Annotated in this window: 13 protein-coding genes; 7 read left to right on the top strand and 6 right to left on the bottom strand. The window is 70.0% G+C overall.

Going from position 1 to position 13,628, the window contains the following annotated elements; all coding sequences use genetic code 11:
- The first annotated feature begins 75 nt into the window (after positions 1-75).
- Complete coding sequence (locus IE302_RS04995; RefSeq protein ID WP_191252153.1) at positions 76-921, top strand: helix-turn-helix transcriptional regulator; 846 nt, start codon at positions 76-78, stop codon at positions 919-921.
- On the opposite strand, the gene IE302_RS04990 is transcribed toward IE302_RS04995, so the two are convergent.
- A complete protein-coding gene (locus tag IE302_RS04990; protein ID WP_191252151.1) occupies positions 880-2,091 on the bottom strand; it encodes a PucR family transcriptional regulator in 1,212 nt (403 codons plus the stop codon). The two genes, IE302_RS04995 and IE302_RS04990, sit on opposite strands and share 42 nt — an antisense overlap.
- 152 nt (positions 2,092-2,243) lie before the next feature.
- Between IE302_RS04990 and IE302_RS04985 the strand changes: the two genes are divergently transcribed.
- Positions 2,244-3,074, top strand: a complete 831-nt coding sequence (locus tag IE302_RS04985) for an SGNH/GDSL hydrolase family protein (protein ID WP_191253116.1) — start codon at positions 2,244-2,246, stop codon at positions 3,072-3,074.
- Positions 3,075-3,152: 78 nt separating this feature from the next.
- On the opposite strand, the gene IE302_RS04980 is transcribed toward IE302_RS04985, so the two are convergent.
- Entirely contained in the window at positions 3,153-4,334 is a 1,182-nt protein-coding gene (locus IE302_RS04980; protein WP_308436838.1) for a S8 family peptidase, read from the bottom strand.
- A gap of 268 nt (positions 4,335-4,602) precedes the next feature.
- On the opposite strand from IE302_RS04980, the gene IE302_RS04975 reads away from it, so the two are divergent.
- Together IE302_RS04975 and IE302_RS04970 are read left to right on the top strand one after the other, a co-directional pair.
- Entirely contained in the window at positions 4,603-5,406 is an 804-nt protein-coding gene (locus IE302_RS04975) for a pentapeptide repeat-containing protein (RefSeq protein WP_191252149.1), read from the top strand.
- A gap of 114 nt (positions 5,407-5,520) precedes the next feature.
- On the top strand, positions 5,521-6,474 hold the full coding sequence (locus tag IE302_RS04970) for a helix-turn-helix transcriptional regulator (protein WP_191252147.1): 954 nt from the start codon (positions 5,521-5,523) through the stop codon (positions 6,472-6,474).
- Here the strand turns inward: IE302_RS04970 and IE302_RS04965 are convergent.
- Positions 6,453-7,391: an AraC family transcriptional regulator gene (locus tag IE302_RS04965; RefSeq protein ID WP_191252145.1), complete on the bottom strand. Its 939-nt coding sequence runs from the start codon at positions 7,389-7,391 to the stop codon at positions 6,453-6,455. The genes IE302_RS04970 and IE302_RS04965 overlap by 22 nt on opposite strands.
- A gap of 81 nt (positions 7,392-7,472) precedes the next feature.
- Here IE302_RS04965 and IE302_RS04960 point away from each other — a divergent pair, with 81 nt between their 5' ends.
- A complete protein-coding gene (locus IE302_RS04960) occupies positions 7,473-8,300 on the top strand; it encodes a Rossmann-fold NAD(P)-binding domain-containing protein (protein ID WP_191252143.1) in 828 nt (275 codons plus the stop codon).
- A gap of 32 nt (positions 8,301-8,332) precedes the next feature.
- Positions 8,333-8,824, top strand: coding sequence for an anthrone oxygenase family protein (locus IE302_RS04955; RefSeq protein WP_191252141.1), 492 nt, complete (start codon positions 8,333-8,335; stop codon positions 8,822-8,824).
- A gap of 86 nt (positions 8,825-8,910) precedes the next feature.
- Here the strand turns inward: IE302_RS04955 and IE302_RS04950 are convergent, their stop codons facing one another.
- The 3 genes from IE302_RS04950 to IE302_RS04940 all read right to left on the bottom strand — a co-directional run bounded on the left by IE302_RS04950 (position 8,911) and on the right by IE302_RS04940 (position 12,118).
- The gene (locus IE302_RS04950; RefSeq protein ID WP_191252139.1) at positions 8,911-9,684 is read right to left on the bottom strand and encodes an alpha/beta fold hydrolase; all 774 of its coding nucleotides are present in this window, start codon (positions 9,682-9,684) and stop codon (positions 8,911-8,913) included.
- 71 nt (positions 9,685-9,755) lie between these two features.
- Positions 9,756-10,988: an RNA polymerase sigma factor gene (locus IE302_RS04945; protein ID WP_191252137.1), complete on the bottom strand. Its 1,233-nt coding sequence runs from the start codon at positions 10,986-10,988 to the stop codon at positions 9,756-9,758.
- On the bottom strand, positions 10,985-12,118 hold the full coding sequence (locus tag IE302_RS04940; protein WP_191252135.1) for a glycosyltransferase: 1,134 nt from the start codon (positions 12,116-12,118) through the stop codon (positions 10,985-10,987). Before IE302_RS04940 ends, IE302_RS04945 begins: the two co-directional genes overlap by 4 nt.
- Positions 12,119-12,201: 83 nt before the next feature.
- On the opposite strand from IE302_RS04940, the gene IE302_RS04935 reads away from it, so the two are divergent.
- Positions 12,202-13,242, top strand: a complete 1,041-nt coding sequence (locus IE302_RS04935; RefSeq protein ID WP_191252133.1) for a coiled-coil domain-containing protein — start codon at positions 12,202-12,204, stop codon at positions 13,240-13,242.
- Positions 13,243-13,628 lie beyond the last annotated feature (386 nt).

Here is a 13,628-nt window from a genome sequence, read left to right as displayed (position 1 = left end):
CTTCCCCCGCCCCCGGCGCCTATCCAGGCATCGGCGGTACCTGGCTGACGTTCCGGCATCGTCCACACTGGAGTGGTGGACAGACGACAACTGGCGGACTTCCTGCGCAGCAGGCGCGAGCGGATCACCCCCGCCGACGTCGGCCTTCCCGCCGGGTCGCGGCGCCGGACACCGGGGCTGCGTCGCGAGGAGGTGGCGCAGCTGGCGTTCATCTCGACCGAGTACTACACGCGGCTTGAGCAGGCTCGCGGTCCCCGGCCCTCGCGCGAGGTGCTGGGCGGGCTGACCCGGGCGCTGCGACTGTCGGATGTGGAACGCGATCACCTGCACCACCTCGCCGGTGCTCCGCCGGGACCGCCACCCGGTCCGTCGCGGGAGGTCCGGCCGAGCATTCTCGCGCTGTTGCGGCGCCTTCCGCAGGCGGCGGCGATCGTGTTGTCCGCGACCTACGAAGTGCTCGCCTGGAACGACCTCGCCGCGGCGCTGATGGAGGATTTCTCCGCGTTGCCACGTCGTGACCGCAACCTCGTGCGCCGCGCGTTCCTCGGACCACCGCAGCGTCGGATGTACGGCGTGTCCGATGTGGAGGAGTTCTCCGCCAGCGCGGTCCGGAACCTGCGTGCCACCGCGGGCCGCTACCCCGACGATCCCGAGGTCGCCGCCCTCATCCGGGAGCTCCTCGACGGCAGCGAGGACTTCGCCCGGCTGTGGGCCGCGCACGACGTCTGCGCCGCGCCCAGCCTGTGCAAGACGTTCCGGCATCCGGTCGTCGGCCCGGTCAGCGTGAACTGCGACGTCCTCGACATCACCGACCGCGACCAGCAGGTCGTGATCTACACCGCCGACCCCGGGACCCCGTCGGAGGAGGCGTTGCGGCTGCTATCGGTCGTCGGGACGCAGCGGATGGACGTCCCGCTCTGAGCGTGACGTGACCAGCGGGCCGATCCTCAGCGCGATCGCCAGCGCGAAGCGGCCGGCCGGATCGTCGATCGTGCCGCCGAAAAGGGTCCGCAGCTGCCGGATCCGGTAGCGGACGGTTTGGACGTGGACGTGCAGCTCGTCGCCGATCGCCTGCGGCTGATCGGGTCGCGCGAGCCACGCCGTGAGGGTCGCGGTGAGCCGCTGCCGCGCCGGTTCCGGCAACTCGGCCAGCGGCGCGAGGACGTCCTCCGAGAACTCGGCGGCCAGTCCGGGATCGGCGGTCAGCAGCAGGTCGATGCCGTGGTCGGTGGTGTGGACGAGGGCGTCGCCGCCGAGCGCGCCGGTGCGGGTCAGCCGCCACAACGCGGTCGCCCGGCGGGCACCGAGCGCGGCCGAACGCAGCGGTACGGCCGGGCCCACCCCGGCCTGCTCGTCGCCGAGCAGGTCCCGCAACCGGCCGAGGTACCACTCGATCCGGTCCGCGGGCATGGCCACGGCGGTGAGGTCGTGGTGACGGCCGACCAGCACGCTTCCCGGCATCCGGTCCAGCAACCTCGGCGCGACGTCGGCGCTGGTCACGGCGACGACGAGACGTGCGGGCAGCGTCCACGCGGCCTGGTTCGCGGCATCGTCGAGGACGTCCGGGTCGGCCGGTGGTTCGGTGAGCAGGAGACCGAGGAGCCGGTCCCGCCGTGCCTGCCCGGCCCGTGCCGCCTGGGACCGCGCTTCGGCGTATCCGTCGGCCGCGGCGGCCGAGAGCTCCGCGATGAAGGCGAACAGCGCCTCGCCGAGTTCGACGATGGCCTGGGTCGGCAGATCCACGGCCGGTGCCGCCGACGTCAGCTGCCGCCAGACCCCCAGCGCCGCCGATTGGTAGAAGCCGAGCATCTCCTCCAGGCTGCGGCCCGCGGTGTGCTGGGCCCGGCCCTGCGCGCGGTAGACCTCGCAGTCGGTGGTGATGCCGGGCTGGCCGATCTCGGTGAAGAACGCGTTCAACGCGACGTCGAGAGTGGTCTGGACGTTAGCGACGGTCCGATCGTCCAGCGGCGTCCGCAGCCCGGCACGGACCTGGTCCATCGCGGCGGACGCGATCGCCGCGGGGTCGGGCTCCAGCCGGTTCAGCACCGAGGCGTCCAGCCGGCGCCACGGCTGTGCCGACGCCTTCGTCATAGAGGCAACCTACAAAACTCCGATCAGGAACGCGCGCCTCCGTTCTAGTGGTTCACCCGCTCCCGGTGGACCCTGACCGCAGCATTCGACGACGCATGCCGGAGGTGGCTGTGACACGTTCCCACTGGAGAAGACTCGCTCGGACGGCCGCGGTGGCGGGCACCGCGCTGACCCTCGTCGCGATCGGGACACCGGCCCTCGCCGCGGCCGAACGCCAGGTTTACGTCGCGATGGGTGACTCGTTCTCGGCGGGCTCGGTGGTACTGCCGCAGTCCGATCTGTTCACCTGCGCCCGGTCCGCGATCAACTACGCGGCCCTGCTGGCGAAGGAGATCAAGGTCGACGAACTGCGCGACGTCACCTGCGGCGGCGCGACCACCTCCGACTTCACCAATCCGCAGAAGGGCATCGTCTCCGGCACCAACCCGCCGCAGTACGACGCGCTGTCCGCCGACACGACCTTGGTGACCGTGGGCATCGGTGGCAACGACGTCGGGCTGGTCGGGCTCGCGACGTCATGTGTGAACCTGCTGCCGGTCGGGACGTCGTGCAAGGCGGCGAACACGGCGGGTGGGGTGGACAAGTACGCCACGAAGATCGACGCCTTCGCCGCGACGTACGGCACGGTGATCGAGCAGATCCGCCGGCGCGCACCGCAGGCGGAGATCGTCATGGTCGGCTATCCGACCGGGATCAAACCGCGCGGTTGCTGGCCGCTCGTCCCGGTGCTGCCGCAGGACGCCGACTACATCCAGGCCAATATGGACCGGCTCAACGCGCGGATGGCCGAACAGTCCGCCGCGCACGGGGCGAAGTACGTCGACATCCGGACGCCGAGCATCGGTCATGACGCGTGCCAGCCGATCGGTGTCAAATGGATCGAAGGGCTGATCCCTTCGGTGGTGAACAACAGCTTCGCGCCGCTGCATCCGAACGCCGCCGGGCTCGCGGCCGTGGTGCCGAGCATCCGGAAGGTGTTGTAGCGCCGAGTGTCATGAAAGGGCCGTTCCTGACGAAATTCGTCAGGAACGGCCCTTTCATGACAGGTGCGGAGAACGGGATCAGGCGGTCGGCGCCCAGTACAGGAGCCGGTTCGGCGAACCGGAGCCCGGGTTGGTGACCTTGCCCGTGGTGGCCGCGTTGATCAGCGCGGTGGCCACCTGCGCGGGTGTGGCGGTCTTGTTGTTCTGCAGGTAGCGGGCCGCGACGCCGACCACGTGCGGGGTCGCCATCGAGGTGCCGCTGATGGTGTTCGTCGCGGTGTCATTGGTGTTCCACGACGACGTGATGCTCGTACCCGGCGCGAAGATGTCGACCAGGTTCCCGTAGTTGGAGAAGCTGGACCGCGCGTCGGTGTTGGTGGTCGAGCCGACGGTGATCGCCTGGGTGACCCGGGCGGGGGAGAAGCCGGAAGCGTTCGCGTTGGAATTACCGGCGGCCACGCCGTAGGTGACGCCCGCGGCGATCGACCGGCGGACGGCGTCGTCCAGCGTGGTGGAGGCACCGCCGCCGAGGCTCATGTTGGCCGCGGCAGGCTTGACGTGGTTCTTGGTGACCCAGTCGATGCCCGCGATGACACCGGCGGTGGTGCCGCTGCCGGAGTTGTTGAGCACGCGGACGCCATAGACCGTGGCGCCCTTGGCGATGCCGTACTGCGAACCGGCGATGGTGCCGGCGACGTGGGTGCCGTGACCGTTGCCGTCCTGGGCGACGGCGTCGTTGTCGACGAAGTCGTAGCCGTTGCGGGCCCGGCCGCCGAAGGTCTGGTGGCTGATCCGCACGCCGGTGTCGATGACGTAGACGTTCACGCCCGCGCCGGTGCTGGTGTAGCTGTACTTCTTGTCGAGCGGGAGGTTGCGCTGGTCGACGCGGTCGAGACCCCAGGACGGCGGGTTGGTCTGGGTCGCGTCCGCGTGGACGACCTGGTTCTGCTCGACGGACGCCACCGACGGGTCGGCGGCGAGGCGCTTGGCCTGCCGCTCCGACAGCGTCGCGGAGAAGCCCTTGAGCGAGCTGCTGTAGACCTGCTCCACCTTCGCGCCGAAACGGTTCGCCAGCGCGCCCACGACGCCGGTGTCCTTCAACGTGACGATGTAGCTGTTCGGGATCGCTTCAGCGGACCCCGCGGCGAGGATCTGTCCTTCGGCGGCTTGTGCGGGAGCGGCGGTCACACTGATCGCCACCGCGACCGCGCTCGCCATTCCGGCACGGGACAGCCAACGCGCTTGTCTCATCTCTCGCATGTGTTCGTCCTGTCGTTCGCAGGGGACCGGCCGGTCAAGACCACAGCGGCGGAAAGCGGTCCAGCTCGACCGCATGGGAGGGCATCTGCCAATCCCATGGGGATCGAGGTTATGGAGCGTTCGGCATGTCCGATATCGACTGAATGGGGCAGGACCCGACCTTCGTCTGGCGGCCATTGGCGGCGGGTGCCCTGCACGGAAAGTGCACTTCGGCCCCGCCGTACCCTGTGGGCGGAACACTCGCCGAGCATCTGGAGTCCGAACCACCGTGCCAGACCTTTCCACCCTGCGCGCCGACTGCGGGAGCTGCTTCGGTCTGTGCTGCGTCGTCCCGGCGTTCGCGGCGTCGGCCGATTTCGCGATCACCAAACCGGCGGGCCAGGCGTGCCCGAACCTGCGCGAGGACTCCCGGTGCGGCATCCACGACAAGCTCCGCACCAAGGGCTTCACCGGCTGCACGGTCTACGACTGCTTCGGCGCGGGCCAGAAGGTCTCCCAGATCACCTTCGGCGGCGAGGACTGGCGGAAGTCGCCGAAGACGGCGAAGTCGATGTTCGCGGTCTTCCCCGTGATGCGGGACCTGCAGGAACTGCTCTACTACCTCACCGAGGCGGCGGCGCTGCCGACGTCGGCCACGATCCGCGACGACCTGGCCGGGATGATCGACCGGACCGAGCGGATGACCCTGGAAACGCCTGGCGTGCTGCGGAAAACGGATGTCCACACGCACCGGGGTGAGGTGAACGGCCTGCTGCTGCGCGCGAGCGAGCTGGCCCGTGCCGAGGTACCCGGCAAGAAGAAGGACCGGCGCGGCGCCGACCTCATCGGCGCGAAACTCAAGGGTGCGAACCTGCGCGGCGCGCTTCTTCGCGGGGCTTACCTGATCGGCGCGGATCTGCGGGGAGCCGATCTCCGGCAGGCCGACGTCATCGGGGCGGATCTGCGTGACGCCGACATCCGGGGCGCAGACCTGCGCGACGCGCTGTTCCTGATCCAGTCTCAGTTGGACGCGGCCAAGGGCGACGCGACCACGAAGCTGCCCGGATCGCTCGCCCCGCCCGCGCACTGGTAGTCGCATTTCGTCCTCTGAATGCGGTAGTTGGTATCGGGAACTACCGCATTCAGAGGACGAAATGCGGGAGCAAAGTGCGCATCAGGTGAGCGGTTCGGCTGCGAGACTGGGCGCATGCGTGCCGATCGCCTGGTGGCCACCCTCCTGCTGATGCAGGCCCGTGGCCGCGTCACGGCCGCCGAACTGGCGGACGAACTCGAGATCTCGGTGGCCACGGCCCGCCGCGATCTCGAGGCGCTGTCCGCGGCGGGCGTTCCGGTGTATCCGCAACCCGGCCGGGGTGGCGGCTGGTCTCTGATCGGCGGTGCGCGGACCGACCTCAGCGGGCTGTCGGCGTCGGAGGCGCAGGCGTTGTTCCTGCTCGCGGGTCCGGCGGCGTCGATCTCGCCCGAGGTCAAATCCGCGCTGCGGAAACTGGTCCGGGCCTTGCCGGACACCTTCCGGGCCGACGCGCAAGCCGCCGCGGATGCGGTCGTCGTCGATCCGTCGCGCTGGGGTGAACAGGAGAAGGAACGACCCGAAACGCTCACCGTGCTGCAAGCCGGGATCGTCCGCCGTCGCAAAGTCCGCTTCGGCTATGCGAAGAAGGGCGCGGAAGCGGTCGAGCGGGTCGTGGATCCGTGGGGGCTCGTGGACAAGGACGACGTCTGGTACCTCGTCGCCGGCACCGAGAAGGGGCAGCGCACCTTCAGGGCCGATCGTATGTCCGATGTAGAGGTGACCGACCTGCCCGCCGGGCGGCCGGACGACTTCGAGCTGTCGCGGGCGTGGGACCAGGTGGTCGATCAGGTCGAGCGGCGCCGTTCGGGGCTGGGCGCGACCGTGCTCATCGCCGAGCGGCATCTGCCGATCCTCCAGGACCACTTCGGACGGCAGGCGCGGGTCGAGGAGACACTCGACGACGGGCGCGTACGGGTGACGGTGTCGGCGCCGGTGGCGTGGATGATCGCCCAGCAGCTCGCCGGCTGGGGCTCGATGATCGAGGTGCTGGGCCCTCCGTCGGTCCAGGAGGAACTCGCGCGGATCGGCGCGGAACTCGTCGAGCGTTACGCGACGCCGGTGCGGTAGCCCTGCGGGCTGACGCCGTGCTCGCGTTTGAACGCGGTGCTGAGCGCGAACGAACTGCCGTAGCCGACCTGCCGCGCGACCGCGCCGATCGTGACGTCGGGATGCTGGCGCAGGAGATCCGCGGCGAGCGCGATACGCCAGCTCGCGAGGTACGCCATCGGCGGTTCGCCCACCGCGGCGGTGAACCGCCGGGCGAACGCGGCCCGTGAGACCCCGGTGTCGGCCGCGAGGCTGGCCACCGTCCACGGTTCGGAAGGCTTGTGCTGCAACAGTTTCAGCGCCCGCCCGACGACGGGGTCGCGGTGCGCGCGGTACCAGGCGGGTGCCTCGGCGCCGGGCCGGTCGAACCAGGTCCGCAGCGCGGCGACCAGGAGCAGGTCCAGCATCCTGTCCAGGACGGCTTCCTGCCCAGGCGAGTCCTTGACGATTTCCCCGGCGAGCAGCGGCACGAGCGGGTTCTCCCACTCCTCGTCCCGCACGATCAGCAACGGCGGCAGCGCGTTGAGGAGCCGTTTGCTGATCTCGCCTTCCAGCGGGTACGTGCCGGTGAGCAGCACGACGGGGCCGTCCGGGTCGCCGCCCCAGGTGCGGACACCGAGATCGGACAGTTCGGTGAGGTGTTTCCCTTCCGGTGTCAGGCATTCCTGTCCCGGCAGGATCATCGCCTGCGGCGGGGTGGCCGGGTCGTCCGCGACGAGATACGGGTCCGGACCGCGGGCGATGGCGATGTCGCCGGTGCCGAGCCGGACGGCCTCGCCGCGATCGGGGACGACCCAGGAGTCGCCGCGGACCTGTGCCATGACCGTCAGCGGCGCCTCGTCCTCGATGCGCAGCGACCACGGCGGGGTCATGACCGACTTCAGCAGGAACGCGCCGCGGGCACGGGGTCCGTCGAGCAGACCGGCGAGAGGATCCATGCCGAGAAGTGTAGACGATGAAACATGGAAACGAGCCTCTGAACTATGTTCCGTCTCATCCCGGGGCGCTTGACTAGTGCCATGACAAACACGAAGAACAACGAGACGGTCCTGGTCCTGGGCGCGACGGGCAAGACCGGGAGCCGGGTGGCGCAGCGGCTGACCGACCTCGGGATCACGGTCCGGAAGGCGTCGCGGCCCGTGTTCGACTGGAACGACCGGTCGACCTGGACCACCGCGGTCACCGGGGTCGGCGCCGCCTACGTGACCTACTACCCCGACCTCGCCTTCCCCGGCGCGGCCGAGGCGATCCGCGACTTCTCGGCACTGGCCGTCGAACACGGTGTCCGGCGACTGGTCCTGCTCTCCGGCCGCGGCGAGGAGGAAGCCGTGGTCAGCGAACAGGGCGTGCGGGACTCCGGTGCCGAGTGGACGGTCGTGCGGGCCAGCTGGTTCGCGCAGAACTTCAGTGAGCACTTCCTGCTGGAACCGGTACTGGCCGGCGAGATCGTGCTGCCCGCCGGGCAGGTGACCGAGCCGTTCATCGACGTCGAGGACATCGTCGACGTCGTGGTGACCGCGCTGACCACCGACGGGCACCACGGAGCGGTCTACGAGCTGACCGGCCCCCGGTTGCTGGGTTTCGCGGACGCGGCGGCGGAAATCGGCAAGGCTGCGGGGCGGGATGTCCGGTACGTTCCGGTTTCCCCGGCGGAGTTCGCCGCGGGGGCGGCCGAACAGGGTGTGCCGGAGGAGGAGATCGAAGGACTGACCGACCTGTTCACCCGGGTCCTCGACGGCCGGAACGAATCGCTCACCGGCGACGTCGAGAAGGTGCTGGGCAGGCCCGCGAGGGACTTCTCCGACTACGCCGCGAAGGCCGCGGCCACCGGGGTCTGGAATCGATGAACCTAGCTGTAACCGGAAGAAAGGCGACAGGAATGTCGACGCTGAGCGAGATCGTCCTGATCGCGGCCGTCATCGCGGCGGGCTTGATCGCGGGGCTGTTCTACGCCTACACGTGCTCGGTCATGCCGGGGCTGGCGCGGGCCGACGCCCGGACGTACGTGACGGGAATGCGGGAGATCAACGTCGCGATCCTCAACGGCTGGTTCGCGCTCAGCTTCGGTGGCGCGCCCCTGCTCGCCGCGGTGGCGGCGGCACTGCACTTCAAGTCGGATCTGCGGGCCGCGCTGCCGTGGATCATCGCGGGATTCGTCCTGCTGCTGGTGATGCTGGTCGTGACCATGGCGGTCAACGTGCCGCTGAACAACGTGCTGGAAGCCGGTTTCGACGGCGACAACACCGACTTCGAAGCGCTGCGGTCGAAGTTCGAAGGTGTCTGGGAGCGCTGGAACCTGGTCCGCACGATAGCCGGGATCGGCGGCTTCGGCGCTCTGGTGGGCGGGCTGATCGCGCACGTCCGCGCCTGATCCGCGCCCGCCGGGTGTGTGTCATGAAAGGGGCGTTCAAGACGAAAAACGTCCTGAACGCCCCTTTCATGACATCCGGACGCGGGTCAGGCGGCGAGAACAGCCCGCAGCCGCGAAGCGAAAGCCGTGGCCTCGAAGGCGAAACCGATGTGGTCACCGGGGAAGCGGGTCGGCTCGATCCCGAGGCGACCCGCCGCGGCCACGGCCGCCTCGTGCGCCGGCTGACCGGCCGAGTCCTCCCCGGCGCCGAGGACGATCCGCGTCCCGGACGCCTTCAGTGCCTCGTAGTCCGGAGTGAAGTCCACGATCGCCTTCATCAGGTGGACGATGAAGAACTCGAAGTTCTTGCGCATCTCCGGAGGGATGCCCGCCGCACCCCCTTCGAACCCGGCGTCGGCCATGAACTTGCCGATCGCCGCCTCGATGCCGTGCTCCCGGTGGATGTGGAGCAGCTCGTCGGGAGAGACGCCGGGGTGCCCGTCGAGCAGGGCCATCAGCGGCGGTTCGTGCGCGACGAGTGTCCGCACCCGTCCGGGGTGGCGGACGACGAGGTCGAAAGCCTGCAAGCACCCACCGCTCGACGCGAAGACGATCGCGGGTTCGGTGCTCACGCTGTCGAGCAGGCGCAGCGCGTCGTCGGCGTGGACCTCGATCCGTTGCTCCTCGCCGGGATCGTCGAGGGTGCTGCGGGAGATCCCGCGCGGGTCGTAGGTGATCACCGTGTGGTGCTCCGCGAGCAGCCCCGCGATCGGGGTGAACATGCCGGAATCCGAGGCACCGCCGGGAACGCACAGCAGCACCGGACCGCTGCCGGTGACGGTGTGGTGGAGCCGTGCTCCAGGGACGTCGAGTGTGGCCATGAGCCGACCCTTTCCTTTTCGGTTCCTGTCGCTCACCGACGAACGGCGTCCCCGCGGACAGACACCCGGTGTCAGGAGATTTCGGCGAGTTTTCCCGACAGGTAGGCGCGCTCGGCGTCGGTGCCGGCCAGTGCGAGCGCCTCACGGTAGGCGTCGGCGGCCTCACCGAACCGGTCGAGACGCCGGAGCAGGTCCGCGCGGGTCGCGGGCAGCAGGTGGTAGCCGGGGAGGCTGCCGTCCACGGTGAGCTTGTCGACGAGTTCGAGTCCGGCTTCGGGACCTTCGGCCATCGCGACGGCGACCGCCCGGTTCAACTCGACGACGGGTGAGGGCACGAAACGCAGCAGTTCCCCATAGAGGGCGGCGATCTGCGCCCAGTCGGTGTCGGAAGCGCGGACCGCCGTCGCGTGACAGGCGGCGATGGCGGCCTGGATCTGGTATCGCCCAGGGCTCCCGCGGCGAAGCGCGGTCTCCAGCAACTCGGTGCCTTCGGCGATCTCGGCGGTGTTCCAGCCGTCGCGGTCCTGGTCTTCGAGCGAGACGAGCGTGCCCTCGCCGTCGACCCGCGTGGCGCGGCGCGCGTCGTGCAGGAGCAACAGCGCCAGCAGCCCGAGGACCTCCGGTTCGCCGGGCATCAACCCGGTGAGGATCCGGGCTAGCCGGATGGCCTCCGCGGACAGGTCGGTCCGCAGCAGATCGGTGCCCGTGCTGGCCGAGTACCCCTCGTTGAACAGCAGGTACAGCATGCCCAGCACCGCGGCCGTGCGTTCGGGCAGCAGATCCGACGGCGGGACGCGGTACGGGATCCCCGCGGTCCGGATCTTGCGTTTCACCCGGACCAGACGCTGCGACATCGTCGCTTCGGAAACCAGGAAGGCGCGGGCGATCTCGGCGGTGGTGAGCCCGGCCAGGGTCCGCAACGCGAGCGCGACCTGACCCTCCATCGGCAGCGCGGGATGGCAGCAGGTGAAGATCAGCCGGAGCCGGTCGTCGTGGACGCCGCTCTCGTCCCATTCCGGTTCGGCGGCCGCGGTCAGCTCGGCGGCTTCCCGCAGTTTCGCCGCGCCGACGGCCTCCCGCCGGATCCGGTCGGTGGCGCGATTGCGCGCGGTCGTGGTCAGCCAGGCGCCGGGTTTCTCCGGGACACCGTCGCGGGGCCAGGTGCGCAACGCGAGCGCGAACGCCTCCTGGGCGCATTCCTCGGCCAGGTCCCAGTCCCCGGTGACCCGGATCAGGGTGGCGATCACCTGCCCCGACTCCTCGCGGAACGCCCGGGTGATCGCGGCGTCGAGCTCTGCGGTCACCGGACCAGCCCTTCCAGCAGCGGAACGGTCTTCTCCGGCGGCTGGTAGGCGGTGACCTCGTCCCGCAGCCGCGCGGCCGCGGCCCGGTAGGCCGGTTCCCGCAGCACCGAGGACACGGCGTCACGGACGTCTTCCGGGGTCGCGTCGATGACGTCGAGGACCCTGCCGAGGCCGAGTTCGGTGACGCGGTCGCCGTTGTGGGGCTGGTCGGCGCCCATCGGCAGCACCACCATCGGCAGCCCGTGGGCGATCGCGCCCAGCAGGCTGCCCGAACCGCCGTGGGTGACGGCCGCGTCGCAGTACGGGAGGACGTCGTCCTGCGGCAGGTACCTGGCGAGGTGGAGGTGATCCGGCTGCGGACCGAACTCCGCGGGGTCCAGGAGGTTTCCGACGGTCACCACACAGGTCGCGTCGACCTCCCGCAGCCCGGCCAGCACCCGGGTGAACAGGTCGCCCGACTCGGTGTTGAAGATCGTGCCGAGAGTGAAGTAGACCGTCGGCCTGCCCTCGACGTACCAGTCCGGCACCACTCCGCGGCCGGGAACAGGGATGTGGAAGGACCGCGCCGTCGGCGGTAGCGGGAACCGGGGATCACGGAAGCTCCCGGGGAACGGGGAGAGCACGAGATGGCGGTACGCCAGGTCCAGGTTTCGTTGCGGGGCGAGGCCGTGGACGGCGCGGACCTCGTTGATCGCGTCGTCCACGAGGTCGGGGCGGACGAGGGCGCCGGCGGCCATGACCAGGACGGTGACGTGGGGGAGACCGAGCTTCTCCGCGGCGATCATCGGACCGTGATCGGCCTCGTCGCAGACGAGCAGGTCCGGTGCCCAATGTTCGGACAGGGCCAGGACGTCCTCCGCGCGCAAGGGCGCGGTGCGGCGGACGAAACCGTCGCGCAGGTCGGCGTCCTCGCGGTCCCGGTCCACGGGGAGCAGAGGGCGACGTTTCCCGTCGCCGCCGAGGTTCGGGCCCGACGGGAACGCGGTGAAACCGGCCGCCTCGACGATCGGGACCATGGACGGCTCACCGGTGAACGCGATCTTGTGGCCCGCGGTGGCGAGGGCATGGGCGAGGGGGACGAGCGGCCGGAAGTGACCGTTGCCGCCGGCGAAGGTGAACAGGACACGCACACGATCGACCCTATCGGCGGAACCGCGGTTCTCGCGGCGTTGCCCCGCATCCCACCCCGCCGGGCAGCGCTACCCTGCTTGCCGTGATCGATACGGACGCCGACGAGGTCCGGCTGTGCGCGCTGGAAGGCTGCGAGAATCCCCTGCCCCCGCCCGCGGTCGACGCCGAGGGCAAACGCAAGGGCGGCAGGCCGTCGGCCTACTGCAGTAAGACGCACGCCGACGCCGCTTCGCGGGCCCGACGGGCGGCCGCGGTGGCGAGCGTGGCGGACCCGCTGCTCGAAGTCCGCCGGATCGCCGACGAGTTCACCCCGACCGCGGCGTCGCTCGTGGAGTTGCTGGGCGCGATGCGCTCCCGGTTCGACGACGCCGCCGAGGCGGCGCTGGGCCGCGTCACCGAAGCCGAGTCCGAGGCGGCCACGGCCCGGCGCGAGGCAGAGGACGCCCAGCAGGCGGCGGCGAAGGCCGACACCGCGCGAGCGACCGCGCTGGCCGCGTCACGCGACGACAAGATGGCCAAGGCCAAGGCGGAACGCACCGCCGAGCAGGCCTTGAAGGACGCGGAGGAGACCCGGCAGCGTTCGTGGACCGAGATCGCCGCCCACGAACGGGCCCGGGGCGCCGCGGAGGCCGCGACCGTGGCGGCCGAACGCTCCCGGGACGCCCTGACTGCCGATCTCCGGACGCTTCGTGAGGATTTCGCGGCCGTCCGCGAGGAGAAGAACCGGCTGACGGCGGATCTGGGTGAGCGGGACACGGCGCTGGCGCGAGCGGTGGCCGAACTCGAAGCCCTGCTGGACCGGCTCGACGAGGCCAAGGCGCGGGTGACTTTGTCCGAAAAGGACTGTGCCGCCGCACGGGAGGAATCCGTCGGACTGCGCGGAGAACTGGACCGGGTCCGGGCCGAGCTGGCGCGGGAGCACACCGCCCGCAGCCTGGCCGAGGCGCGGGTGACGGCGCTGGGCGAGGAACTGGAACGCGCGCAGGCGCGGGCGGTCACGGATCAGACGCGGTACGACGACGTCGTCCGGCAGCTGGCCGAACTCGCCCGTCCACCCGTTGTCGAGGACAAGCCCGCGGACTGGGATCCCTCGGCGCAAGACGCCGACACGAGTAGGTCGTAGTAAACTGAGGTCAACGCGTGACGAAGGGGTGGTACCTGGATACCGGCCAGGTACCACCCCGTCAGATCACTGCCGTCAGTGGCAGTAGGCGAGAATCGTCAGCGAGCTCCACAGCGCCATGGTGTTCGACGTCTGCAGGCTCTGCAGCTTGAGAACCGCGGCCATCTCCTTCACCTCCTCCGGATTCCTCGTAGGGTCAAGCGGTGGTCAGTGGCAGTAGCCGAAGACGCTCGCCGAGCTCCACATCGGGGTGTCGCTCTGCATCTCCAGCGCCTGCAGCTTGAGAACTGCGGTCACGATGTTCACGTCCTCTCAGTGGCAGTAGGCGAGAATCGTCAGCGAGCTCCACAGCGCGATCGTGTTCGACGTCTGCAGGCTCTGCAGCT

Source organism: Amycolatopsis oliviviridis (assembly GCF_014654365.1).
Classification (GTDB): Bacteria; Actinomycetota; Actinomycetes; order Mycobacteriales; family Pseudonocardiaceae; genus Amycolatopsis; species Amycolatopsis oliviviridis.
Note: the sequence above shows the minus strand (reverse complement) of the source record. Positions and strands in the feature narration are given on the sequence as shown.

Bases quoted from the DNA above. Each gene is read 5' to 3' on its own strand.
- IE302_RS04990 (WP_191252151.1), bottom strand. From the start codon at position 2,091: ATGACGAAGGCGTCGGCACAGCCGTGGCGCCGGCTGGACGCCTCGGTG.
- IE302_RS04980 (WP_308436838.1), bottom strand. From the start codon at position 4,334: ATGCGAGAGATGAGACAAGCGCGTTGGCTGTCCCGTGCCGGAATGGCG.
- IE302_RS04970 (WP_191252147.1), top strand. From the start codon at position 5,521: ATGCGTGCCGATCGCCTGGTGGCCACCCTCCTGCTGATGCAGGCCCGT.
- IE302_RS04965 (WP_191252145.1), bottom strand. From the start codon at position 7,391: ATGGATCCTCTCGCCGGTCTGCTCGACGGACCCCGTGCCCGCGGCGCG.
- IE302_RS04960 (WP_191252143.1), top strand. From the start codon at position 7,473: ATGACAAACACGAAGAACAACGAGACGGTCCTGGTCCTGGGCGCGACG.
- IE302_RS04955 (WP_191252141.1), top strand. From the start codon at position 8,333: ATGTCGACGCTGAGCGAGATCGTCCTGATCGCGGCCGTCATCGCGGCG.
- IE302_RS04950 (WP_191252139.1), bottom strand. From the start codon at position 9,684: ATGGCCACACTCGACGTCCCTGGAGCACGGCTCCACCACACCGTCACC.